Source organism: Granulicella sp. dw_53 (assembly GCF_018449545.1).
Lineage (GTDB): Bacteria > Acidobacteriota > Terriglobia > Terriglobales > Acidobacteriaceae > Edaphobacter.
Window position 1 is genome coordinate 661834 of record NZ_JAAVUR010000001.1, and the last position, 23351, is coordinate 685184.

At 56.2% G+C, this 23351-nt stretch carries 18 protein-coding genes and 1 pseudogene; 13 read left to right on the top strand and 6 right to left on the bottom strand.

The features are described from left to right. Window positions 1-95 precede the first annotated feature (95 nt). From HB393_RS02785 to HB393_RS02815, 7 genes are read left to right on the top strand one after another with little or no spacing between them, the layout of a single operon-like run. On the top strand, window positions 96-1076 hold the full coding sequence (locus HB393_RS02785; protein WP_213803598.1) for a glycosyltransferase family 4 protein: 981 nt from the start codon (window positions 96-98) through the stop codon (window positions 1074-1076). Continuing rightward, window positions 1069-2436 (top strand): hypothetical protein, encoded by a 1368-nt coding sequence (locus tag HB393_RS02790; RefSeq protein ID WP_213803599.1) that lies wholly within the window; start codon window positions 1069-1071, stop codon window positions 2434-2436. Before HB393_RS02785 ends, HB393_RS02790 begins: the two co-directional genes overlap by 8 nt. After that, a complete protein-coding gene (locus HB393_RS02795) occupies window positions 2429-3724 on the top strand; it encodes a glycosyltransferase family 4 protein (RefSeq protein WP_213803600.1) in 1296 nt (431 codons plus the stop codon). Before HB393_RS02790 ends, HB393_RS02795 begins: the two co-directional genes overlap by 8 nt. Further along, entirely contained in the window at window positions 3721-4974 is a 1254-nt protein-coding gene (locus tag HB393_RS02800) for a glycosyltransferase (protein WP_213803601.1), read from the top strand. The genes HB393_RS02795 and HB393_RS02800 overlap by 4 nt, the downstream gene beginning before the upstream one ends. Continuing rightward, window positions 4971-5567 carry a WcaF family extracellular polysaccharide biosynthesis acetyltransferase gene (locus HB393_RS02805; protein ID WP_213803602.1) on the top strand — a complete coding sequence of 199 codons (597 nt, stop codon included), beginning with the start codon at window positions 4971-4973 and terminating at the stop codon, window positions 5565-5567. The genes HB393_RS02800 and HB393_RS02805 overlap by 4 nt, the downstream gene beginning before the upstream one ends. Continuing rightward, entirely contained in the window at window positions 5564-6799 is a 1236-nt protein-coding gene (locus tag HB393_RS02810; protein WP_213803603.1) for a glycosyltransferase family 4 protein, read from the top strand. Before HB393_RS02805 ends, HB393_RS02810 begins: the two co-directional genes overlap by 4 nt. 32 nt (window positions 6800-6831) lie before the next feature. After that, window positions 6832-8322: an MraY family glycosyltransferase gene (locus tag HB393_RS02815; RefSeq protein WP_213803604.1), complete on the top strand. Its 1491-nt coding sequence runs from the start codon at window positions 6832-6834 to the stop codon at window positions 8320-8322. A 66-nt stretch (window positions 8323-8388) separates the two neighbouring features. Here HB393_RS02815 and HB393_RS02820 read toward each other — a convergent pair whose 3' ends face one another. The 4 genes from HB393_RS02820 to HB393_RS02835 form a co-directional block, all read right to left on the bottom strand. Then, window positions 8389-10170 carry a hypothetical protein gene (locus HB393_RS02820; RefSeq protein ID WP_213803605.1) on the bottom strand — a complete coding sequence of 594 codons (1782 nt, stop codon included), beginning with the start codon at window positions 10168-10170 and terminating at the stop codon, window positions 8389-8391. Between the two features lie 275 nt (window positions 10171-10445). Further along, window positions 10446-10727: a hypothetical protein gene (locus HB393_RS02825; RefSeq protein WP_213803606.1), complete on the bottom strand. Its 282-nt coding sequence runs from the start codon at window positions 10725-10727 to the stop codon at window positions 10446-10448. 63 nt (window positions 10728-10790) lie between these two features. After that, window positions 10791-14129 (bottom strand): serine/threonine-protein kinase, encoded by a 3339-nt coding sequence (locus HB393_RS02830; RefSeq protein WP_213803607.1) that lies wholly within the window; start codon window positions 14127-14129, stop codon window positions 10791-10793. 147 nt (window positions 14130-14276) lie between these two features. Then, window positions 14277-16376, bottom strand: coding sequence for a hypothetical protein (locus tag HB393_RS02835; protein WP_213803608.1), 2100 nt, complete (start codon window positions 16374-16376; stop codon window positions 14277-14279). A 97-nt stretch (window positions 16377-16473) separates the two neighbouring features. Between HB393_RS02835 and HB393_RS02840 the strand changes: the two genes are divergently transcribed. Both HB393_RS02840 and HB393_RS02845 read left to right on the top strand, forming a co-directional pair. Next, a complete protein-coding gene (locus HB393_RS02840; protein WP_213803609.1) occupies window positions 16474-17196 on the top strand; it encodes an HAD family hydrolase in 723 nt (240 codons plus the stop codon). Window positions 17197-17543: 347 nt separating this feature from the next. Next, a pseudogene (locus tag HB393_RS02845) lies at window positions 17544-17870 on the top strand (transposase); the annotation flags it as partial. Between the two features lie 355 nt (window positions 17871-18225). Here the strand turns inward: HB393_RS02845 and HB393_RS02850 are convergent. Next, complete coding sequence (locus HB393_RS02850) at window positions 18226-18624, bottom strand: DUF202 domain-containing protein (protein WP_345944989.1); 399 nt, start codon at window positions 18622-18624, stop codon at window positions 18226-18228. An 81-nt stretch (window positions 18625-18705) separates the two neighbouring features. Between HB393_RS02850 and HB393_RS02855 the strand changes: the two genes are divergently transcribed. Further along, entirely contained in the window at window positions 18706-19308 is a 603-nt protein-coding gene (locus HB393_RS02855; protein WP_213803611.1) for a GNAT family protein, read from the top strand. On the opposite strand, the gene rlmN is transcribed toward HB393_RS02855, so the two are convergent. Next, the gene (gene rlmN / locus HB393_RS02860; protein WP_213803612.1) at window positions 19232-20521 is read right to left on the bottom strand and encodes a 23S rRNA (adenine(2503)-C(2))-methyltransferase RlmN; all 1290 of its coding nucleotides are present in this window, start codon (window positions 20519-20521) and stop codon (window positions 19232-19234) included. The two genes, HB393_RS02855 and rlmN, sit on opposite strands and share 77 nt — an antisense overlap. A 101-nt stretch (window positions 20522-20622) precedes the next feature. Here rlmN and HB393_RS02865 point away from each other — a divergent pair, with 101 nt between their 5' ends. The 3 genes from HB393_RS02865 to lolA all read left to right on the top strand — a co-directional run bounded on the left by HB393_RS02865 (window position 20623) and on the right by lolA (window position 23225). Next, complete coding sequence (locus tag HB393_RS02865) at window positions 20623-21948, top strand: pitrilysin family protein (RefSeq protein ID WP_213803613.1); 1326 nt, start codon at window positions 20623-20625, stop codon at window positions 21946-21948. A gap of 90 nt (window positions 21949-22038) precedes the next feature. Continuing rightward, entirely contained in the window at window positions 22039-22584 is a 546-nt protein-coding gene (locus tag HB393_RS02870) for a prepilin-type N-terminal cleavage/methylation domain-containing protein (protein ID WP_213803614.1), read from the top strand. Next, on the top strand, window positions 22584-23225 hold the full coding sequence (lolA, locus tag HB393_RS02875) for an outer membrane lipoprotein chaperone LolA (protein WP_213803615.1): 642 nt from the start codon (window positions 22584-22586) through the stop codon (window positions 23223-23225). The genes HB393_RS02870 and lolA overlap by 1 nt, the downstream gene beginning before the upstream one ends. The last annotated feature ends 126 nt before the right edge of the window (window positions 23226-23351 follow it).

The following is a 23351-nucleotide window of genomic DNA, read 5'->3' on the forward strand; positions in this document are numbered from 1 at the left end:
TACCCGGAACGGAGGTTATGACACTTCCTACAACCGGACTGGGTGGACTCCTGCTGGATAAACTCCCTCGGGTTCCTTTTACCTGGAAGCGACGTATGGTCCGTACCGCCGACAGAAAATTAGGTCGTAGCGCCGGCCAGCGTGCGAACCGTTTGGGTGCGGGGCTGCTCAGCTACAGCTACACCGGCTACGACGCCTTCGAAGCCTATGGTCGCCCGGGCTTGCTCTTCCAGGTGCATCCGCATCCCACTACGATGAGACGTATCCTTCTAGAGGAGCTGCGGCAGCATCCCGAATGTGCCGCATCTCTGAAGCAAGAGTGGGAACTCTCTCTTCCAGAAGCTGATTTCTCACATCTTGTTCGCGAGGTCGAGATGGCCTCCCATTTTCTAGCGGCCTCGTCATTCACACGAAGCAGTCTTATCGAAAATGGCGCCTCCGCCCACCGAATTACTGTTGTTCCATACGGAGTAGACCTTGAAAAATATCGACCAGATCCTGCTAGATTACGTTCAAACAACTCCAAGCTAAGACTCTTATTTGTAGGTCGCATCAACCAGCGAAAAGGCGTGAAGTACCTCTTGGAAACTATGCGCCTCCTCCGAACCAGGGAAGTCGAACTAGTAGTTTGTGGTCGTGTACTTGATGATCTCAGCCTATTTAAATCTTTTATGTCCCAGGTCCAAATACGTCCGTCGGTAAGTGAAAGGGATCTTATCGATGCATACCAGTCTGCAGACCTGTTTGTCTTTCCTTCTGTAGGGGAAGGCTTCGGTCAAGTGTTGTTAGAATCCATGGCCTGCGGACTTCCAATTCTTTCTACGACTCACACTGCCGCACCAGATCTTATCGACGACGGTATTCAGGGGTTCGTAGTCCAACCTCGCCAACCGGCACTAATGGCGGAGCGAATTGAGTGGGCTCTTAGCCATCGCAATCAATTAGATGACATGCGTGTTATAGCGCGGAGACGCGCAGAACACTTCACTTGGGAGCGTTTTCGTAGTGGCGTAGCAAATGCCACTCACAGGTATCTCGATCAAACCGACCTGATAACGAGGGCTTCCGATGTTTGAAATTATGCTCATTACGGGAGCTGCAATCGCTATCTTTGGAGTGATCTTCGCTCTAGATGGTAGCCGTGACGTCTTTCATCCTCTTGTGTTTATCGGTCCCATGCTGGCATTTCTCTATGGCTGGATGCCTTGGAAACTCGCCTCAACGGATGGTTTGGCGAGATTTTTTGACGACGATCAGCTTCTCTTCGTACAAACCCTCAACTTACTCGGAATACTGGCATTTGTAGCCGCATGTCTAACCGTCGGCGTAAGAATTCCAAAGAAGGAATTCCAGCCCCAGATTCAGTTGTCTGAAGAAGCGTTACGACGTCTGCTAGTAGGGGGAGCAATTGCGGGTTTCATCGGTTTTATGTGCTGGGGCATCACCATCATCAATGTAGGTGGATTCGTCAACGCATACAGCAGTTCTTACTCAGGTGGCTGGGACGACAGTGGTTATGTGCGCGACGGCAGCATGCTGCTCTTGGTAGGACTACTCTTTGCCGTCACAGTTAGATCAGCAGGTGGACCTCGTTGGCCCAGTTATGGAATGGCTGCGATTTTCGGCTTGCCGTGGCTATCTGGGGCGCTTCTTATGGCTCGACGTGGTCCAACCTTCGAACTCGCCATCATCCTTCTTATGGGTTGGTATATTAATCGCGCAAAACGCCCCCCCTTGGTTGCCGTTGGCCTTGCCGGTCTATGTCTGGGCTGGTTAGTGCTCTTTCTCGTGACAAATCGTGGCAGCATCTACATTGGCTCTAGCTTCGATGTGAATACTGATGTCAGCGATGTAGTCGAGAAACCGGATACAGGAAATGAATGGATTTATGGCGCCGGATCCGTACTTAGTTCGGAGCGCCGCGGCCATTATTTCTGGATGCGTCGATATTTGGCCCAGATTCTGATACGTCCTATTCCCAGTGCAATCTGGCCAACAAAATATGAGGACTTCGGCGTTGGCGAACTTCGGACCAACGCCGGAACCGGCGAAGGCTTCGGAGACGCATTAGGATGGGTCGGCGCTGATGGCTCCGCCCCAGGAATAGTTGCCGACCTATGGATCGAAGTATGGTGGTTAGCTGTTCCTCTAATTGGAGGAATCGGCTGGCTGTACGGCTTTGCCTGGAAAAAGGCAATTACACAAGGCGGACCATGGTCGAGCCAATTCGTCATATTTTCTGCGTTATCCATTTACCTCGTCATGCAAACAATGGAAGCCGTGATCTTCCGGACCCTCTTGCTATCGATTCCCTGCTGGCTCACCTGGAAATGGGCGCTCCACGAGCCAATTCGAGCCCATCAATTTATGGACAACCGTTACCAGCCTGCCTTTGAAGCACGTAGAGCCGCTTTCAGGAACTTCGATCATGTCTAAACCTCAAAAGCCACAGTCGAGTACGAGGCCGAATCGATGCCATGTAGTAGCAATATGGATCGATTGGTATGCCTACCATCGTGCTCGTTTCGCGGGACTGCAAGAGGCGTTGGGAATAAAGAGTGAAGTCGCCGGAATTGAGCTTGTAGGTGGTATCGGAGTTCACGCTGGTCTTATCTTCCGCGAAGATCTTCCACCGGAGCTGCCCGTGGAAACTTTGATGCCTAAAGCAGGCTGGCATGAAGCGAGCAAGATTCGTTTGTCGGTGATGCTCTGGCATCGACTCTCCGCACTAAATCCGAAGATAGTGCTCGTACCCGGTTACTACACCTTACCCGGAATTACCGCTGCTCTGTGGGCGAAGATACATTCGCGAACTTCTGTACTTATGACGGAGAGCACCGCAGAAGACCACAAACGTTCTAGCTGGAGAGAGTCTCTTAAGTCAGCGATTATACGTTCCTTATTCGATTGGGCAATCACCGGCGGTGCAGCACATGTACGCTATCTCATTCAGTTGGGATTCAGCCCGGATCGAATTACGCGATTCTATGATGTGGTTGATAACAATAGTTTGCGCGAGAACACCCTTGAGCTTCGTCGTCTTACCCGGCCAAAAGACCATGGCTTGCCAGATCGTTATTTCCTCTTTATAGGCCGCCTAGCATCGGAGAAAAACGTTAGCGGGCTATTACGATCCTGGTTTTTATACCGCGAGCAAGGTGGTACTTGGCCGCTGGTGCTCGTCGGCGATGGGCCTGAGGCCCAAGAACTGAGGGCGCTCGCCGCACCATCTGCATACCGCCAAGACGTTCATTTTCTTGGTCACAAAAGCTCGAAAGAACTCATACCCTGCCTTAGTTTTGCCAGTTGCTTCGTCCTTCCCAGTATTCGCGAACCATGGGGATTAGTAGTCAATGAAGCTATGGCCTCATCCCTGCCGGTAATCGTGTCGAACCGATGCGGTTGTGCTGAAGATCTTGTTAGACACGGACACAATGGACTCGTCTTCAACCCGGACAGAGAAATTGAACTTACAGATTGCTTGAGCAAGATCGAAAAGCTTTCGGGTGGAGGTCTGAAAGAGATGGGAAGAGCATCCGCAGCTCAAATCGCAGATTACTCTCCACTAAGTTTTGGCAAGGAGATTGCATTCATACTCAACTATCGACATGGCTCAGATGAAGAGTTCCTAACTGCGACACCGATCTTAGTTTCTTCAGGTTTAGCTACTTCCACTCGCGACTCGTCGAACTTACCACACGGTCGTCGGGAGATAACTCCATGAGTAATTTGATACATGAACTTGAACTTATAGAACAATATCGGGCGATGGACGATCTGCTGTCGCCTTCTAGTCGGTGGCTTCAGGTCTTATCTCATCTCGATCCAAAGTATGGTGGACTCAGTGCAGTAGTACCGCAACTCAGTTCGAAGTTAGCTTTAGGACAGGATCTTTCCATTAGTATCGCAGGTTTTTGCAGACAAGAAGAACAAGCATCTTTACTACTCAGTTCCGAGATATCAGTTACCCGCTGGCCCCCAAGCCGAGCTGAATGGTTACGGAACCGCGACTTGCGAGCTAGATTTCAGGAGATAGTACGCCGCATCAATGGACTTCATATTCATGGGTTGTGGGAGAACAGTACTAACATCGCTGCTTGGACAGCTCGGTCATTTAAAAAACCCTACATCATCTCCGCCCACGGAATGCTGGAACCCTGGGCTCTAGCTAACAAGGGTATAAAAAAACGTATATATTCCGCTCTCATCGAACGCCGCAATATCGAAGGGGCTGCATGCCTCCACGCACTTACGTTGGCCGAAGCCGAGGATTATCGCCGTTTTGGTAGTCAAAAGCCTATTGCGGTCATACCGAACGGAGTTAACATACCCACCACAATACGCCGTCAAATCTTTTTCGACAACTTCCCAGAACTTCGCGGCGGAAAAATCGTCCTCTTCCTTGGCCGCATTCATTTCAAGAAGGGACTCGACATCCTGGTTCGGGCGTGGGCAACACTGGAAAAGCGTTTCTCCGACGCAGTGCTAGTGCTAGCTGGTCCGGACTCAGAAGACTCGCGTGCAACTGTCGAGGAGCTGATTGTAGGCCTTGGCCTATCGCCGAGGAGGGTGGTCTTTACAGGCATGTTGGACGAGGAGACTAAATGGAGCGCACTCGCCAACGCTCATTGTTTCGTGCTGCCCTCTTACTCCGAAGGGCTGAGTGTGGCAACGCTAGAGGCGATGGGCATGGGTGTGCCAGTGATTATCTCCGAGAATTGCCACATGCCTGAAGTGAAAGACCTAGGTGCGGGATGGGTCATTAAAACAGATGTGTTTTCTCTCTCCGAGGCACTTGAAGAAGTGCTGCAAAACAAATTTGCCACCAATGCAAAAATAGGCAATTGCGGCCGGAAAATCGTTGCCGACCGCTACACCTGGTCCGCAGTCGGAAACCAGATGGCAAAACTCTATCACTGGATACAGGACGAATCCACAGAACTCAATTTCGAACTGCTGGGAGGACGATCATGAGCGTGCCCATCCAGCTGCGTAACTACAACAACTCATGGTATCGACCTGGACGTTCAATTCTTTGGCGGTCTGCCTGGTTGTTTTTTGGACTACCGCTATTTCGCTGTTCTTTACTACCCTTCTCTGCGTTGCGGGTTTCGCTACTTCGTCTCTTCGGGGCAAAGGTTGGGGCGGGCGTAGTCATTCATTCTGAAGTTGTCATTAAGTACCCATGGCATATCACGATTGGAGATCATTGTTGGATTGGTGAAAGGAGTTGGATCGACTCTCTCACCTCGGTACGCCTCGGCAACAACGTATGCATCTCTCAGGGCGCTTATCTGTGCACCGGCAATCATGACTGGAGCGATCCCAACTTCGGCTTGATGGTCCGCCCAATTGAACTGAAAGACGGGTCTTGGGTCGGCGCGAAATCTATGCTTTTACCAGGCGCGACTCTCTCTGAAGGGGCGATAGCGGCCGCAGGCAGTGTAGTGTCCGGCGCAATTCCATCTTTCGAAATCTTCGCTGGCAATCCAGCAGTCTTTCTCCGCAACCGACGCGTCGTTGATGTTCACGCCCAAGTAGAGCGATTCGAGGAGGTCACCCGTTGAGAATACTCTTGCTCAACCAATTTTTCTGGCCAGATTCCTCAGCGACGAGCCAGCTCCTAACTGACCTCGCACGCGGCTTGGTAGGTGATGGACATGATGTCTACGCTATTAGTGCAGATGGTGGTTACGCCCTTGTCGACGTCCAGGACGCTCCAGCAGTACAAATGCACCGGGTTAAGTCTCTCCCTTTCACAAGGGGCCGCATCGGACGAGTCCTGTCATACGCATCCTTCTACTTGTTTGCGGCGATTCGCAGCATCACACTGCCGAAGCCAGATCTCGTCATCACGCTGACGACACCTCCGCTGCTCTCAATTTTAGGAAATATCGTTCAAACGCTGCGAGGTTCGCGTCATTTCATCTGGGAGATGGATCTGTATCCAGACGTTGCCATAGACCTCGGATACTTCAAAGCGGGAGGCCTCTGTGAAAGAGTTACAGGCCTGCTCGCTGACTGGTCTCGCCATCGTGCTGACGGAATTATCGCGCTCGGAGAATGCATGAAAGCGAGATTAGTGAAACGCGGCATATCCGCCGAACGCATCTTCGTGGCTCACAACTGGGCCGATAGTAGAGCGATCGTTGTATTACCTCGACAAGGAACTCCTGACAGTCTCAACATCCTCTACTCCGGAAACCTCGGGCTAGCTCATGACCTGGATACCATCAAAGGTGCGATGCTCAGGCTGAAAGAAGATACTCGCTTCCGCTTTATCTTCGTAGGCAATGGAGTTCGGCGTGACGAACTTACTAAGTTCGCCACGGTCGAAGGACTCGACACCGTCGAATTGCGGCCCTACGTACAAAGGGCGACTCTCAGCGAGAGCCTTGCTATCGGAGATATCGGGCTTGTGACACAGCGTCAAGAGTGCTGTGGCTCTGTTGTTCCAAGCAAAGTCTACGGCCTACTTGCGGCGGGCCGTCCCATCTTGTTCATAGGGCCGGTGGAAGCAACCCCGGCTCGTATTATCAAGGAATTTAATTGCGGTTGGCATGTTTCATGTGGCGATATCAAATCGCTTACTAAACTTTTGCTTCACTTAGCAGAGAATCCTGGTGAAGTCTGGACGACTGGTCAGCGCGCGCGTGAAGCGCTGATTGAACACTTTGATCGACCACTCGGCGTCGCAAGAATCGCCGGCATCGTTGGCGCAGGTTTACAGGTCTCGCCTGAAAAGACGTACGCAGCTTTTCCTGCGGAACCTGCTGGCCAGCATTCACACGTAAGCTGATCATTGCCTTTGGGCATGCTTGGAGCAATGCAATGAACACCATTCTCGCATTGGGTGTCACAGCGTTTATCCTTTGTTTCATTCTCACGCCGCTGTGCCGTGACTTGTCACTTCGCCTCAACCTGGTAGACCATCCCGACACGGAACGTAAGTTTCATAAGAAACCAATTCCTCGCGTGGGTGGCGTTCCCATCGTCCTCGCGTATTCCGGCGCGCTAATTCTTGTGTTTGTCTTCACGCCAGCGACTCAGCGGGTTTACATCCGACACCACGAAATACTGTGGGCTCTCCTGCCAGCTGCGGCCATTATTTTTATTACAGGCCTTATCGACGATCTTATAGGTCTAAAACCCTGGCAGAAGCTCGCCGGTCAATTTCTCGGGGCTGGTCTCGCCGTGGGCTTAGGTGCGTATCTAGCTCCAGGTGACCTTGCAGTCTCCGTCGAGCATTCGTGGTTCGCCTCGCCTTGGATCAACATTCCACTAAGTCTTTTATGGCTTATAGGTTGCACAAATGCGGTCAATCTTATAGACGGACTTGATGGACTAGCCTCTGGTGTAGGTCTCTTCGCAACCGTCACGATGCTTCTTGCCGCAGCTTTCAATGGCAATACCGGCCTACTACTTACGACCATGCCGTTAGCCGGGTGCTTACTTGCCTTCCTTTGCTTCAATTTCAGTCCGGCCTCCATCTTTCTGGGAGATTGTGGCAGCCTGACTGTTGGGTTCATGCTCGGTTGCTTCAGCCTAGTCTGGAGTCAGCGCAGCGGAACGCTCCTGGGCATGGCAGCTCCTCTTATGGCGCTTGCATTGCCGCTCATAGATGTGGGGTTGGCGATCTGCCGTCGCTATCTTCGCAAAGTTCCAATCTTTCGGGCAGATCGCGGCCACATTCACCATATGGTCCAAGCGCGTGGATTCAAGCCACGAGACACTGCCTTGATCCTATATGGAGTATGCGCTCTCGCTGCCTCCTTAGCTCTAGTACAAAGCTTCCAGCCTTATCTACGCAGCATCGTAGTTATAGTCTTCTCGATATTAGTGTGGGCTGGAGTAAATTATCTTGGTTACATCGAGCTCGGAGCAGCTACTCGGGCGCTTTCGAGTAGACACATCCTAGGGCTGGTACGCGAAGAGATATATTTGCACGATCTCGGTCGCGCTCTCCTCGATTCCAAGACCTCTGATGATTGCTGGATGGTTGTAAAGAAGGCCTGCGCCGAAATGCGTTTCGCGACAATTGAGATGTCGTTTCAAGGTAACCGCTTTGAAACGATTCTAGACCCGGCCACACTGGAACACGAGTGGAGAATCACATTGCCTTTGGGCGATTCAGGTTATCTTTCACTTAGCCGTTCCGCTTATGAGAAATCGCCAAAGACTATGATTTCGACCTTGGATCACTTACAGGAGATCCTCGTAAAAAGAGCACAAATGCAACAGACCTCAGCATCTTTTATTAATGCCTCCGCACTACATCGAGAATCGAAATATCGGATCGCCGCAACTCAAGAACGATCGTAGTTAGAATGCTGGCTGTCAGAAGTTCCGAGCTATCCATTTATCGTCGTCGTGGAATCCGTCCACTTGCTAGTTAGCGCGACCCTTGCCCGTGCGAGGCGAAGTAGAAGTTGAAACTGGAGGCGATTTAATCCCTGAAGAATCCATTGAAACACCGGCAGCCTTATAGATAGCTAGAATCGTCGTATCATTTGCATCCCAATAGCCTACATGGCCCATGAGAATGTCGCCGCCCTTTACCGATGTAATCAATTGCGGCAATTTCTCAGTTAATTTGGCGGCATCGACATCATTGATCAGATTGACGCTGAAGGCATGCGGATAATATGCACGTACTATCGGATCGGTTCCAAGATCACCATGAAAGAGAAAGGTTTGAAAGGGAGCGGTGTAAGCGAAGTATTTCGAGGTGGTCTCTTCGGGAATGATTAAAGAGTCCGGGAAGGTCCGGGCCACTTGCTGAAAGATACTGGCGTCAAGAACGGCTCCATTAGGTTCGACGGAGGAGTCAACGTAAAACAAAGTGGCTCCCCAGCGATCATGCGCAAACTTTATCTTGCGGATCAACTCGGCAGCAATATCCGCGTTCGGCAGAGTTACCTGTTGCGCCGTGCCATCCGGATTTCGGGTGAAGTGTTGCGGCCGCGCACATACTCCCACTCTAAACCCGGTGTTCCTGATTACTTTGAAATAAGCATCATCTAGCTTCCATCCGAAATACGGCGAACCATGGTCAAGAATGATGCTCTCCATCTCGGGAGAGATCTGCGCGATACTATCCGGCTGACAGACATAACTGGTACTTTGCGGGTACTCCTCCCCTTCGATATCCCAGGTGATCGAGCCCTGTGCGTGAAGCTGTTCCATGTTCGCAACAATATTAGTAGCCTGTTCCAGAACTCGCCTTTGGAATGCAGCAAGTCCTGCCACCGTCCTGATATCAAAGTTACCCTCATTCCTCTCGTTGAAGTATCGTCGAGGATTATTAGAATACCCCCCGGGCTTACTCGCCTCCCCACTCGGAGAACTAGCTAAATAAACCGTGCCAATAGGTCTGCGATCGATCCAGTTCAACTGCGCTGGCCATGTCCGCGCCCAATTTGCATAGATATCTGGCGCCAGCGCTACAGAGGAAGTTCCTGAAGATGCGAACCGCAATGACACGACAAGCGTGTCCGTTTTACCCGGATATACTGGCCGATCGTTATGCGGCTGGAACGTCGCTAGCCCATCCGGGGCAGTCCCACTAATGATTGGAGAATAAGCAACTCCAGTACCTGTTGGAAGAAACCCACTGTAAAGCGGCTTCGACGCATCTGGCACGACAGCGACGACTTCGCCGGATCCATAATCAGCTATCGTCACACTTGGAGCCGTAGTATTGAAGGCAAGTTGGGGATAACTCGCGTTACCAAAGCTCTTGGGAAGTTTTGGAAGATGAATTCCAAACGGATAGATCACAGCACCATCGAGAATCACCCCCGAGCCGGGCTTGTTGGTCTCAGTGACTCGCATATCGAGAGTGTCTCCACTCTGCAAGAACTGCACCTGAATAGACCCCCAACTGTAGTTATAGGTCCATGTATTCGTCTCTGAACTCCAGCTACGGCCATTGTTAGTTTCGCCCCAGGCAAACTGACCGCCTGACATGAGGTTCCCTTGCAGGTCAGTCATCTTCATATGCCATATGTGAAATAAGTCGGAAGGATATTGGGCCAAATCCTCTAATAAGACTCCCGCATAGGACACTTGTTGAACCCCGTTTGAACCATAAGTAACCTTTAGATTCGTTTCCGCAATCGTCTGCCTCTCGAACGCGACAACGCTGACTATCGCGGCAGCAATCGCCATAACGGACAAAATAGTCTTTACTCGGAAGGCCCTTAATCCCCACAAGTCTCGGAAAAAGTGAAGAACAGACCGTAACAATGGCAGTGCTAGGCTCATAATGCACTGGAAGGTATCAGTTGCCACAGGAGAAAGATAGCGAAGTGTCGTCTCCCGACGACACGCAAGAAGCAGCGAACGTAGTTCACGTTAGCGTGATGAAAAGTATTTCCAATAAGGCGTGAGCCCTCCCGCAAAATACCTAGGGGGACTAATCGTGATGAAGCTCCCAGCCTAACTTAGGAATTAGATCGAATCATCGCCCAATTCGAGGCTTCGATCACTAACACAGCTACATTCGGCCAGACGCCGGTTGCTGCAAGCGAATGGATCCAATCACAAAGTGAGTTAGCTGTCAGCAGAGATCTTCCATAATAGAAAGCCTGAGTCAGGATGGTCTTATCCTGCAACCCGGAGATGGATTGGTTAAACCCATGTATCTCCATCAGAGCATCCAGCTTTTTGTATATCTCGATCTCCGGTTGACCCTGCAAAGTAACCTGTATAAAAAAAATCGCCATCAATCATTCATTCCTTGAACTATCGAAAAACGCAGCAATGATCCATTCGTACTTCAAGAAACACTACCGGCCTTTAGCGGCAGCTTCGGCCAGCAATCCTTGCCCACGATCCGCCTCATGCCACAGTGAGAGGAAACGCCTGTACGCCACCACACTATTGGGCTTGTCTCCCATCGCCGCATACGCCCTTGTCAATCCTATCTGTGCCATTGGATACACATTACTGCCCCCTAAAAATGCCGCTCCCCTATGATCCACAATGATCTGAAAGTCCGCCACAGCCAACGCCGGCTCCGCTGCACTTAAGTGGGCCAACCCGCGCAGATACGGAGTCAACGCAAGCTGATCGTAAACAGCCGTCGAGCCTAAAGCAGCCAGCGCTCCTCGTGGATCATTCTTTCCAAGCGCCACCGCCGCCCTCAGATCGGCAAGATAGTATCCCGTCACAGCCGTACTCTCAGGAAAGCGGCGTTGCAGATCGAACGCCGTTCGCTCAGCGTCAGCAGAATTCCCGCAGAGAGCCGTTGCCATGCCCGCATTAAAACTTGAGACTAATCCCGACTCCGACTTCTCTGCCTCCTTTGCAAAACTCACCGCATGACTGCACGACCGCACTAACGCCAGGTCGAGCGCCGCTTGAGCCATAAAATAAGGCTGAACGGCACTCCGTCCCGTATTTAGACTCGAATCCCCAGCGCCGTTCGCCGTCGCCGACATCCAGAACGCCGCTGCGGCGGTCATCCGCCCCTCATTGTCCAAATACAGACCATAGGTCGCCAACCTCCCAAACGACTCGCGTACACCTGGAGCTTTAGGATCCACATGAACTCCCTCGATGCTTGCCGTCTGCCGCGCCAGCTCCTCTTTGTCGTCCGCAAGATAAGCAGCAGCCAGCGTATTCCCAGTCCGCACTACCCCAAGCCGCTTTGCTTGTCCTTCAAGTTGTAGCGCACCTTGGAAGCGGTTCAGCCCAATCAGCACGTCTTCGGCCTCGGCATAGGCATCGGCATCATACGGGTCGACCGCGTAGGCTTGTTGTGCCGCTTGGAGAGCCTCGGGTAAATGTCCCTGCGCTCGCAATACACGCGCCAGGTAGAGAAACCCCGCCTCATCCCTCGGAAACAACTCCTTAAGCCGTCGTATCACTCCTGCTGCCCGGCCGTAATCGCCCGTCGCATTCATCGCTACGCAGAACTCAGCCAACAGCTTCAATCGTTCTTCCCTGCCCGCGGCCGTCTCCCGCGCCAAAAGTGCCTCTGCGACAGCCGCACCTTCCGCTCGCTCCTCACTGTAGAGCCAAGCCAATCGCAAGTGTGCCTGCATAAATTTGGGGTCCGTCGCTTTAGCCTTCTCGTAAGCATCAATCGCATCTCGCACCCGGCCGCTCTGCAACGCGATCTCACCTACCGCATACGCCTGCAGGGCGCCGAGATTCGCAGTAGCCTCCCGATCTAGCGGTCTGCTCGTCTTGGCTAGAGTCCGTTCACTCTCTCCCATATCGGAGCGCATCCGGCTCGCGACCCTGCTGATAGCTGCAGCAATCTGTTCCTTGTCCTCCGCCTTCTCCTCGATACTGGTCAACTTATCGTTCGAGTCCGTCTTCAGCACATCGATGCTGATCGTATAAGGTGGGCTCGAGCCTTTGATCTCCCCGTACAGATAAGCCTTTGCCCCCACGATCTGCGCGACGCGCCGGCTCGAAATCAAACCACTCGTGGCCCCCTCTGCCTCCGCCTGCCGCAGACCCGCCCTGTAGGCCTCGCCTCCCCGAAAGGTCAGATACTGCATCTGCCCCAGCACCAACTCCAACCCTTCGATCACCACTCCATCTAGCGTCTTATCGCCCGTCCGATTCTGAACCACAGTAAGGAGTAGAGTATCCCCTTGCTGCAGCACCACGGGACGAAACCAGCCATTGTTCATCGCCAGAAATATAACCCCTATAACCAACGCCGCCACCCCGGCAAACATCGCAATCCGAACCTTGGCGAGCCCCCCCGCTCTCTCTGGATCTTTCCGTGGATCCGATTCCGTTCCGCGCTTAGCACCACCTTCAACCTGTCGCCCAGCGCTCTCCTGCCGCACTCGGGGACTAACTCGCATCTCAGGGTCCGCCTCGCTGCTAAACGGTTCCACAGCCATCCCATCAACCTGCTGCGCAGCCCCATTTTGTTCGTCATCAGGAACCGGCAATGTCTGCTCCCCCGAGCCACCGCCAGAGGCTACTGCTTTCACCGAATCATGAGAAGGCTCCTTCTCAACAACCGCGCGGTCAGGAGCTGGCCGCTGACCACTCAAAACACCCTTGTCTCGATTCCCGTCAGACTGCGGAATACGCAGCATCGGACGGATCATCATATTGTCGCCGCTAGACTTCTTACCCTCCTCCTTCTCCACCGCGGGTACGACCTCAGGCGTTGCAGCCACTTTACCCAAACGGTTTGCACCCGAAACCGGACGCATCGGTCGTTTAATCCGCGCAATCGGATCCACTGCCTTCACCAAGGGCACCGTTGCTGCGGCTCGCTTCAACCACCCACCACTCGTCCGAAACGGAATCTTCCGTAGCGCCCGGCCCAACTCCTCTGCGCTTTGGAACCGGTCATCCCGCTGTTTTGCCAGCAGCTTCAGGATGATCTTCTCCAGCTCCTTTGGAATAGAGTCGTTCCACTCGTGAATCGGTTCCGGCGCATGGTTCAGAAGTTGCACGAAGATCAGCGCGCTGGTCGTTCCCTGGAACGGCACATGCCGCGTCGCCATCTCATACATCACCACGCCCAGCGAAAACAGATCCGACCGACCATCCAGGTCCTGTCCCCTGGCCTGCTCCGGAGACATGTAGGCGAGCGTCCCCACCGTCGCCCCCGCCAAGGTCAGATCCAACGCCCGCGCCGCACGTCCTCCTCGCGTCGCCAGTCCGATCTTTGCCAATCCAAAGTCCAACACCTTCGCCTGCGGTCGTCCGCGCGCGTGCTCCACCAGAAAAATATTTGCCGGCTTGATGTCACGGTGCACGATTCCCTTGGCATGGGCTGCCGCCAAAGCATCCGCCACCTCCTGCGAGTAGGCAATAATCTCATCGACCGGCACCGCCCCCCGCGAGATCTTGTCCTTCAGCGTCTCGCCCTCCAGCAGCTCCATCACCATGTAGGGCTCGCCGTCCTGCTCCCCCATGTCGAAGATCGTGCAAATATGGGGATGATTCAACGCCGAAACGGCGCGCGCCTCCTGGAGAAAGCGCTCCCGCATCCCCGGCATCTCATAATCTTCGTGAAGCAGTTTGATCGCGACCTGACGATGCAGGCGTGCGTCCCACGCCCGGAACACCAGGCCCATGGCTCCGCCCCCCACCTTGCCGAGGATCTCGTACGGCCCGAATCTCTGGCCTACCTCTGGAATCATGCGCCTGCTATGCCTTCCATCCTTCTCCTGCTAGAGAGGTCCATTCGGGCCTTATACCCCAACGAATGATCAAGCTATGGGTCTCAAATCGATCCAAGTCCGCCTCGCGACCCCAATCATACCCGCTGCCCACCGCCTGCCATATCCCTACCTAGTGGTAGTGCCACAGGCAAGAACCCGTGCTCGCTCCGTCTCCGCAACCACCGGCAAGGTCCATACCCACCCGTCCTTAACCCTCCACACCGGGTCCCACTGCGTCGCAACCAACTCATCGATACCCAGTCTGTGGCAAGTAGCACGGGCCTCATCCGCATCTTCCGCCGCCCCTAGATAAAGCCGCGCAAGCTCCGCCTTAATCCCCTCACACGGCCCGGGATCGCCTCCAAACGCCACATTGCACTCCGGAGCCGCATTCGCCGTCTGCCTTGGCGTGTTCAGCAACTGCGCAAAGTTGAAGAAGTCGCTCGGCTGATGCGTGTCATACTGCACCACCGCCATCTTCGGTGAGCGTCCATCCAGATCGCGCCGAATCTCCCGGAGCGCCATGTTTCTCTCTGCGAGCCCCCCCAGCCCCTTCCGTTGCAATCTGTCCTGCACCGGCAGATAAAGCCGCAGCAAAACCGCCTGATACACGGTCCCACCCATCCCCACCACCATCAGAATCGCCAACACCACCCTCACACTCCGCCGCGGAGCGCGAATCGTTCCATCCAGCAGCAACCCCGCCAGCAGCAGCAAAAAAAACTGCGGTATCAGCATTGAACGAATCCCAAAGTCGTTCGTCCCAATCACCGTCGACTTCACAAGGCTCGAAACCACCAGCCCCGCCACCACCAGAAACACCGCCGTCTGCTCCCCATCCCCAAGGCTCTTCCACCTGCGCAGCAACACGACCACCAGCACCGCCGCGAAGAAGCCCAACTCCGCCGCATACCCCGGAGCCATCAACACCAGCGCCGCAACCTGCTCTTCAACCCCCACACTCCGCGTCCGCATCTGCTTGAACCCCGGCAACTTCGCCACCGAGATCGGATCGATCATCGGCCGCACAGCCAACGCGAACACCGCCGTCCTTCCTCCAGCATTCGGGCCCGCTGCCCGCAGCTCCCTCAGATAAGGCGCCAGCAACACCACCGCCACCAACCCCGAGCCCAACAAAACAGCGCACCGGTCTCGTCCATCCCTCCGCACCCACGCCCAAACCAGCCATCCCGCCATCACCATCGCAAAGGCCACCGCCACATAGGTCGACAACCCAAACGAAGCCGCAAACCCCACCCCGGCTATCACCCCACAAAGAACCCTCTGCCTCCCCCCGCGCCCCTCCGACATCCAGATCAGCAGAAACCCGAAGACGCAGCAAACCAGCGCCGCCAGATGATGCGGCACCCACAGCATCGTATCCATCCAAGAAGTCACCTGACCCGCCGACCACCACTCCATATCCGGATCAGTGTCCATTCCCTGCAGATACGCCACGATCGCCGGAATAAGATCCAGCCCCGTCACCACCAGCAGCCCTACCGTAATCCAAATCCTGCGCCTGGCCCTTGCAACATCCTTCGCAGGCGTCAAAAAATACCGCCCATACAGCCCAATCGCCGCCGCCAGCCCAAAGCCAGACCACGCGCAGCTCGCAATCATCGCCTGCCGGGCCGACACTCCCGCCACCTTCACCACCACCGCGCACACCACATACCAGAAGTAGTAGTAGCGCATCGGAGCAGCATGGCCCACTCCCCCATCCGATACCGTCCAATACAGAGGATTCCCCGGCGGAACCCCCGTCCGCACCACCGCATCCACAAACGCAGTCCGCAGCGCGTGGTCATAGACGGCCACGTTCATATAAAGCTTGTTCCCCAACCCCACATCGACCAACTCCCCCACCACAAAGACCGCGCCCCCCAACCCGGCAGCCACAACCAGCCGTCCCGTCCGGCCCAGACGAAAGCGCCTCCCACGAATCAGCTCTATCCCAACCAAGGCTACCGCCGTCACGCCAAGCCACACCACCACCCAGCAGGCCACATTCAGCGAGACATACTTCCCCGCCATCACCGCCAGCAACGTCACCACTCCAAACGATAGCGGCACACTCCAGGTCAGCCGCTCCCCCAGCGACCGCCCCCGAAAACCCAGCAGATCCGTCACCCAACCCACAACGTACCCTGGCCCAGCCAACAGCGCAAAACCCAGCGCAGCAACCAGACAACCCGCAATATCCCGATAGGTATAGAAACTCAAACGTTCACTGTCTTTCGAACTTCGAAAGTTGTCCGCAAGTCTACCACCGCTCTCACTTCATCCTCTCTGTCGTTCCAGAAACCCCTATAATGGCCGCATGAACACGCCACTCGAAGCAAACCACAGGTCTGTGCGCCAGACGCTCCTCATCGATGCCGACGACACCCTCTGGGAGAACAACGTCTACTTCGAGCGAGCCATCGCCTCCTTCATCTCCTACCTCGACCACCGCATCCACACCGCCGAAGAGGTCCGCGGCCACCTCAACCGCGTCGAACACGCCACCATCGCCGCCCAGGGCTACGGCCTGCACAGCTTTCGCAAGTCCCTCATCACCTGCTTCGAGCAGCTCACCGATCAGCCCATCACCCAGGAGAAGCACGACCGCATCGTCAGCTTCGCTCAGTCCATCGCCGACCAGGAGATCGAGCTCCTGCCCAACGTCGACGCCACCCTCGCCGACCTAGCCACCCGCCACCGCATCATCATGGTCACCAAGGGCAACACCGAAGAACAGCAGGACAAGCTCCGCCGCTCCGGACTAGCGCCCCACTTCTCCGCCGTCGAGGTCCTCCCCGAAAAACACACCGACGCCTACCTCTCCCTCGCCTCCCACCACGCCTGCGAAGCCGCCTGCACCTGGATGATCGGCAACAGCCCCCGCTCCGACATCAACCCCGCCCTCGCCGCCGGACTCCACGCCATCTTCATTCCCCACGACTTCACCTGGGTCCTCGAGCACGAGGTCGTCAACCAACCTCCACCCGGCCAAACCCTCCTAGAACTCCCCACCTTCGCCGACCTCACCCAATACTTCTAGTTGGTGAAGCATGGAAGGCATCAATGAGAAGACGGTTGTAAGGAAGATATTTGTGGACTGGGTGTGTCTACAAACTGGGCATCTACAAAAAGGACCTGTCTAAAAAGGCAAAAAGGAAAGACGAACTAGGACCTATCTAAAAATTTGTCATCCTTGTATCTCTATATGAGTGGCGGTAAGACTGTAAGTCAGAGGGGGGAACCGTTTTTCTGGTTCCCCACGGGCGTGCGGCATCCGTTCATCCTGAGGTGGTTTTGCCACCGTCGCTCAGCGAGGAACCGCATCCCAGGTTGCGTCCGACCGAACAGTCGCCCGACTCTCCAGTCGCACTTACAAGGCAGGTTACCGTGACCCGGATTATTTGTGGAGTGGATATCTCATCAACCTCGCTTGCAGCCCGTATCGGCTCTCGCGGCGCCCAGGACAGCTTCGCCAACACCCCAGCCGGCATCGCCTCGCTGGCCAGCTTCTGCCACCATCATCACGTCGAACTGGTGGCCATGGAAGCCACCGGCGGCTACGAAAGACAGGCCTTCACCCGTCTCTGGGAGCTTGGTCTGCCCGTCGCCATCCTCAACCCCCGCCAGGTGCGCCGCTTCGCCGAGGGCCTCGGCCTGCTGGAAAAGACCGACAGCCTCGACGCCGGCCTCATCGCCCACTTCGCCGACGTGCGCTCCAGCGCGCCACAAGTTACTCATCCGACTTAACGCCAAGGCACGAGAGGTCAGACGCCAGATCCAGATCGCACCCAACCCACAGCAAGACAACCGCGCTCTCGCTCTTCCATAAAGAATCAGCAGCAGGGATGGTGGGAAAGCGGGAAACGCAAAGCGTTTTCCGAGGCAGTCCCATCGCCGTCTTTTCCACCAGCCGCTTGACAAAAACAGACAGTCGCTGAGCGAAGTCACTCGCAGTCTCATCGCGAGGGACGCAGTCGAAGGACCTGTGGTTTGTTCGGAGCGGCACCTTCTTCAAGTGATCTCAGCAGATATCTATCGAACCACACCGATTCGACTTTGAGTTCAACAGCTAACGAAGAAACAACAAATACATCGCCATCGCCAAACCAATCGCCGCCAGCACCAGTGCAAGAATTACCGCACTCCGCGAAACCCGCCCCGGAACCCAACTACCCGAACTCAGCTCCCGCACCACCCGCACATGACTCACGACCGCATTGAGATTAACGATCACCCCCATGAACACCAGCGCAACGCCAGACCAAACCGAGAGCGGATGGGTATCCGTCACGGAATGCGCCTGGCTGGCACTCATCTCCCGCAAGAACAGTCCAAATCGGCTAACTGCAAAGCCCACCCCCATCAACCCCAGACCAGTGCGAATCCAGGCAAGAAACGTCCGCTCCGCCGCAAAATAAATCCTCGGATCCTTCTCCCCGCTCCCATCCATAGCCTGAATTGTACCCACAGAGCCCAATCTCGAGCCCTGGGACTACGCGCTCTCCCATGAGGTAGGCTCTTCTAAGCCGATGGACAACACAGACAGCCGATGAAACCCACCACTCCCACCCTAGAAGGCCCACGCATCCGCCTGGAACCCCTAACCCTTGCCCACCTCCCGGCCCTGGAACAAGTAGCCTTCGATCCCCGCATCTGGCGCTACATGAATACCCCCGTCAACACCCCACAAGACCTCCGCAAATGGGCCGAGACCGCCCTAGCCCTGAAACAAGCAGGCACCGTCATACCCTGGGTCACCATCCTCAAGTCCGAAAATAAAGTTATAGGCAGCACCCGCTACATGGACCTCGATCTCCACCACCGCACCGTCGAGATCGGCAACACCTGGCTCTCACCCCAATACCACGGAGCCCACGCCAACCCAGAAGCCAAGCTCCTCCAACTCACCTACGCCTTCGAGACCCTCAACCTCCGCCGCGTAGCTCTCAAGACCCACCACGAGAACCTGCAATCGCAAGCCGCCATGCGCAAACTAGGCGCACAATACGAGGGCACCTTCCGCAACCACTACATCATGGACAACGGCTCCCAGCGCCACAGCGTATGGTTCAGCATCATCCAGGAAGACTGGCCGCAGGTGAAATCTCAACTAGAGCACCGGCTGGCACAGGCGCATCCACCGTCCGCTTAAGCTGCCCACAAGCCGCATAGATATCACGCCCCCGCGGCCTGCGGATATAAGTCGGAATCCCACCCGCGATCAGCATCTTCTGAAACACCACCACATCCTCCGGCTCCGGCTGATGGTAGTCAATCCCCGGCCCCGGATTCCACACAATCAGATTCACCTTGGCCCGGATCCCCGCCAGCAGGGCCAGCACCTCGCGCGCATGTTCCGGCTGATCGTTCACCCCACCCAGTAGCACATACTCGAATGTCACCCACTCCCGCGTCTTCAACGGAATCTTCTGCACCGCCTCCAGCAACTTCGCGATATTCCACTTCCGCGTGATCGGCATCACCTGCTCCCGCACCACGTCGTTAGAAGCATTCAAACTCAAAGCCAGCTTCGGCCGCAGCGTCTCCTTCGCAAACGCCTCGATTCCCGGCAGTATCCCAGAGGTCGAGACTGTCATCCGCGACTCCGAGATCCCGATCCCCTCCACCAACACCTGCACCGACTTCATGAACGCCGCATAGTTCAAAAACGGCTCACCCATCCCCATAAACACCAGGTTGATCCGGTCCTTGCCAATCTGAATCCCATGCCGGTTCAGCACCGCCGCCACCTGCCCGGCGATCTCCCCCGCCGTAAGATTCCGCTTGATCCCCAGCTTCGCCGTCAGGCAAAACTGGCAGTTCACCGCGCACCCCACCTGGCTGGAAATACAGATCGTAGCCCGCCGAAATCCCTGCGGAGCCAACGCCCCCCAATTCCTCGTATCGACCCTCCGGCCACTCACCGCCTCTTCAGCCGCAACCTCTTCGCCCGACTCCTCAGCTGCCGCCTCCGACCCGTCCCCCCGTTCGCCACCATCCCCATCCGGCATCCAGACCGTCTCGACGGTCTCCCCATCCGCCATCCGCATCAGATAGCGCTCCGTCCCATCCACAGACTTCGCCGCCTGCACAATCTCCGGCAACCCCACCGAGTAGCCCTCACCCCGCAAAGCCTCCCGCAAAGCTACCGGAAACGTCGTAACCTCATCCAGCCCACTCACCCGCTGCTTATAGAGCGCATCTCCAAGCTGTACTGCGCGATAGCCCTTCTGCCCCAACCCCGCCAGCAGGTCCGTCAGTTCCGCCCGCGTCAAACCGAACAGCGCCCGCGGAGCAGCCTTATCCCCGGCATCCGCCTTCGCCTGCCCTACCAGCAACTCCGAATTCGATATCTCTTGTTCCATGTATCCGTTCAAATCCACCTTGGGAAGGCCTACACTCCAGTCTACCGTGCCCAGCCCAATCCCTCCCTTCGCTGTGAAACAATAGACACACTAGGAGAAGCATGCCAGCAATCGCCACAGATCAGCTCAGCACCACCCCCTTCACCCTGAATCAGACCCCCCGCAACATCCGCAAGACCGTGCTCCCCAATGGCCTCCTCGTCCTCACCGAGTCCATGCCCCACGTCCGCAGCGTCTCCATGGGCGCCTGGATCGGCACCGGCTCCCGCGACGAGTCCGCCCCCCTCAACGGGATCTCCCACTTCGTCGAGCACATGGTCTTCAAGGGCACCACCTCCCGCTCCGCCCAGCAGCTCGCCCGCGAGGTCGACACCATCGGCGGCAACCTCGACGCCTTCACCGGCAAAGAGATGGTCTGCTTCAACATCAAGGTCCTCGACGAGAACGTCCCCCCCGCCCTCGATCTCCTCTCCGACCTCGTCCTCCACCCCACCTTCACGCCCGAGGACATCGCCCGCGAGCAAGGCGTCATCCTCGAAGAGATCAAGATGGACGAAGACAACCCCGACTACCTCGTCCACGAGCTCTTCACCCAGAACTTCTGGAAGAACGACGCCCTCGGCCGCCCCATCCTCGGCACCGCCAAGACCGTCTCTAGCTTCGACCAGCCCACCCTCTTCAGCTTCTACGCCGACCGCTTCACCCCCCGCAACATGGTCTTCTCCGCCGCCGGCAACCTCGACCACGACGCCTTCGTCGAGCAGGTAGCCCACCACTTCAACTCCCTGGCCTCCACCACGACACCCGCCACCACCCGCCAGCCGCCCGTCTCCAACCCCCACATCACGCTCAAGCGCAAAAAATCCCTCGAGCAGGTCCAGCTCTGCCTCGGAGTCCCCGCGCCCCCGGTCAACGACCCCGACCGCTACGGCGTCTACCTCCTCAACACCATGCTCGGCGGCGGCATGAGCTCTCGCCTCTTCCAATCCATCCGCGAAGACCAGGGCCTCGCCTACTCCATCTACTCCGAGATGAACCCCTTCGACGACACCGGCTCGCTCTCCGTCTACGCCGGAACCTCCGTCGACAAGACCGAAAAGCTCCTCCAGCTTACCCTCGTCGAACTGACCCGTCTTAAACAAGAGACCGTCTCCGAGGCGGAACTCAAACGCGCCCAGGATCAGCTCAAAAGCAACATCGTCATCGGCCTCGAAAGTTCGGGTAGCAGAATGGCCAACCTCGCCCGCCAGCAGATGTACTTCGGCCGCTTCTTTGGCGTGGAGGAGATCACCAGTGAGATCGAAGCCGTCACTCCCGCCACCATCCAGCGCCTCGCCCAACAGCTCTTCCGCCCCGAGCTCATGGCCCTCACCCTGCTCGGCAACCTCGGAACCATGAAGATCGAACGCGAGCATCTGGCCTGCTAACCCATCTGCTGGTAAAGTTTGGACGTGTGAAGCAAACGCACCAATCGTACTGAGGCCGTAAGAACCACCGAGATCGAGGAAGAACACCCAATGAATCCGACCAGCAACGCCCTGAATCTACGCAACCGAGCCATTCGCCATCTGGACGTCAGCCCCGAAGCAGGCTTCACCCTCATCGAGCTCCTCATCGTCATGTCCGTCATGCTCATCCTCATGACCCTCGCCGTCCCCCAGCTCCTCAAGCTCCGCAAGCAGGCCAACGAGACCTCCGCCGCCCAGTCCGTCCGCACCATCGCCCAGGCCGAGCTCCAGTACAACTCCGCCTACCCCGCCAACGGCTTCGCCTGCTCCCTCGCCTCCCTCGGCGGAGACCCCAAATCCGGTGCCCCCACCGCCCAGGCCGCCCAGCTCGTCGCCCCCGACCTCGCCGCAGGCCAGAAGGCCGGCTACACCTTCGCCATCACCAACTGCAGCAAGGTGACCGTCAACAATCAGGACATGTACACCTCCTTTGAGATCACCGCCGTCCCCCAGGCCATCGGCAAGACCGGCGACAACGGCTTCTGCTCCGACGAGAACAACACCATCCGTAAGGATCCCACCGGAGGCACGAACTGCACCGTCGCCCTCCAGTAATGCGGTCCTCACCTAAGCTCTCCCTCGCTCTTCTGCTCGTCCTCTGCGCGCCCCTGGATGCGCAGAGCGACACCTCCATCCTCCGCAAAGTCGACGACCACTACAACCACCTCACCAGCCTCCGCACCCACTACCGTGAGCGCTACACCGGCATGGGCATGGACCGCGCCGAAGAGGGAACCCTCGTCCTCAAGAAGCCCGGCCGCATGCGTTGGAGCTATGCCCAGCCCGTCGGAAAGATCTTCGTCCTCGACGGCAAGTTCGCCTGGTTCTACACCCCCGGCGACTCCCAGGCCCAGCGCATCCCCGCCAAACAGCTCGACGACCTCCGCTCCCCCCTCCGCTTCCTCCTCGGCCACACCCAGCTCTCCAAAGAGCTCGAACACATCACCGTCACCCCCGACCCCGCCGGATTCAGCATCGCCGGCGTCCCCAAAGGCATGGCCCAGCGGCTCAAGCTCCTTACCCTGGTCGTAACCCCCACCGGCGCCATCCAACAGATGCGGCTCGAAGAGGTCGACGGCGCAATCACCGAGTTCGCCTTCTCCGACATGCAGGAAAACGCCCCCGTCAAAGACAGCGACTTCCTCTTCACCCCCCCAGACGGCGTCACCATCATCGAAGGCATCTCCCCCATCTAGCACCATCCCTCCTATCAGCTTTTTATCCCCCTAATCACCGTTACGCCTTAAAAATCGGTGCCATCGGCGCCAATCGGTGTTAAGCCGTCCCACCGCCTCGAAATTACCAAACTGCAACACTCCAGC

Bases quoted from the DNA above. Each gene is read 5' to 3' on its own strand.
- HB393_RS02785 (WP_213803598.1), top strand. From the start codon at position 96: ATGGTCCGTACCGCCGACAGAAAATTAGGTCGTAGCGCCGGCCAGCGT.
- HB393_RS02790 (WP_213803599.1), top strand. From the start codon at position 1,069: ATGTTTGAAATTATGCTCATTACGGGAGCTGCAATCGCTATCTTTGGA.
- HB393_RS02795 (WP_213803600.1), top strand. From the start codon at position 2,429: ATGTCTAAACCTCAAAAGCCACAGTCGAGTACGAGGCCGAATCGATGC.
- HB393_RS02800 (WP_213803601.1), top strand. From the start codon at position 3,721: ATGAGTAATTTGATACATGAACTTGAACTTATAGAACAATATCGGGCG.
- HB393_RS02805 (WP_213803602.1), top strand. From the start codon at position 4,971: ATGAGCGTGCCCATCCAGCTGCGTAACTACAACAACTCATGGTATCGA.
- HB393_RS02815 (WP_213803604.1), top strand. From the start codon at position 6,832: ATGAACACCATTCTCGCATTGGGTGTCACAGCGTTTATCCTTTGTTTC.
- HB393_RS02820 (WP_213803605.1), bottom strand. From the start codon at position 10,170: ATGGCGATTGCTGCCGCGATAGTCAGCGTTGTCGCGTTCGAGAGGCAG.
- HB393_RS02825 (WP_213803606.1), bottom strand. From the start codon at position 10,727: ATGGCGATTTTTTTTATACAGGTTACTTTGCAGGGTCAACCGGAGATC.
- HB393_RS02830 (WP_213803607.1), bottom strand. From the start codon at position 14,129: ATGATTCCAGAGGTAGGCCAGAGATTCGGGCCGTACGAGATCCTCGGC.
- HB393_RS02840 (WP_213803609.1), top strand. From the start codon at position 16,474: ATGAACACGCCACTCGAAGCAAACCACAGGTCTGTGCGCCAGACGCTC.
- HB393_RS02855 (WP_213803611.1), top strand. From the start codon at position 18,706: ATGAAACCCACCACTCCCACCCTAGAAGGCCCACGCATCCGCCTGGAA.
- rlmN (WP_213803612.1), bottom strand. From the start codon at position 20,521: ATGGAACAAGAGATATCGAATTCGGAGTTGCTGGTAGGGCAGGCGAAG.
- HB393_RS02865 (WP_213803613.1), top strand. From the start codon at position 20,623: ATGCCAGCAATCGCCACAGATCAGCTCAGCACCACCCCCTTCACCCTG.
- HB393_RS02870 (WP_213803614.1), top strand. From the start codon at position 22,039: ATGAATCCGACCAGCAACGCCCTGAATCTACGCAACCGAGCCATTCGC.
- lolA (WP_213803615.1), top strand. From the start codon at position 22,584: ATGCGGTCCTCACCTAAGCTCTCCCTCGCTCTTCTGCTCGTCCTCTGC.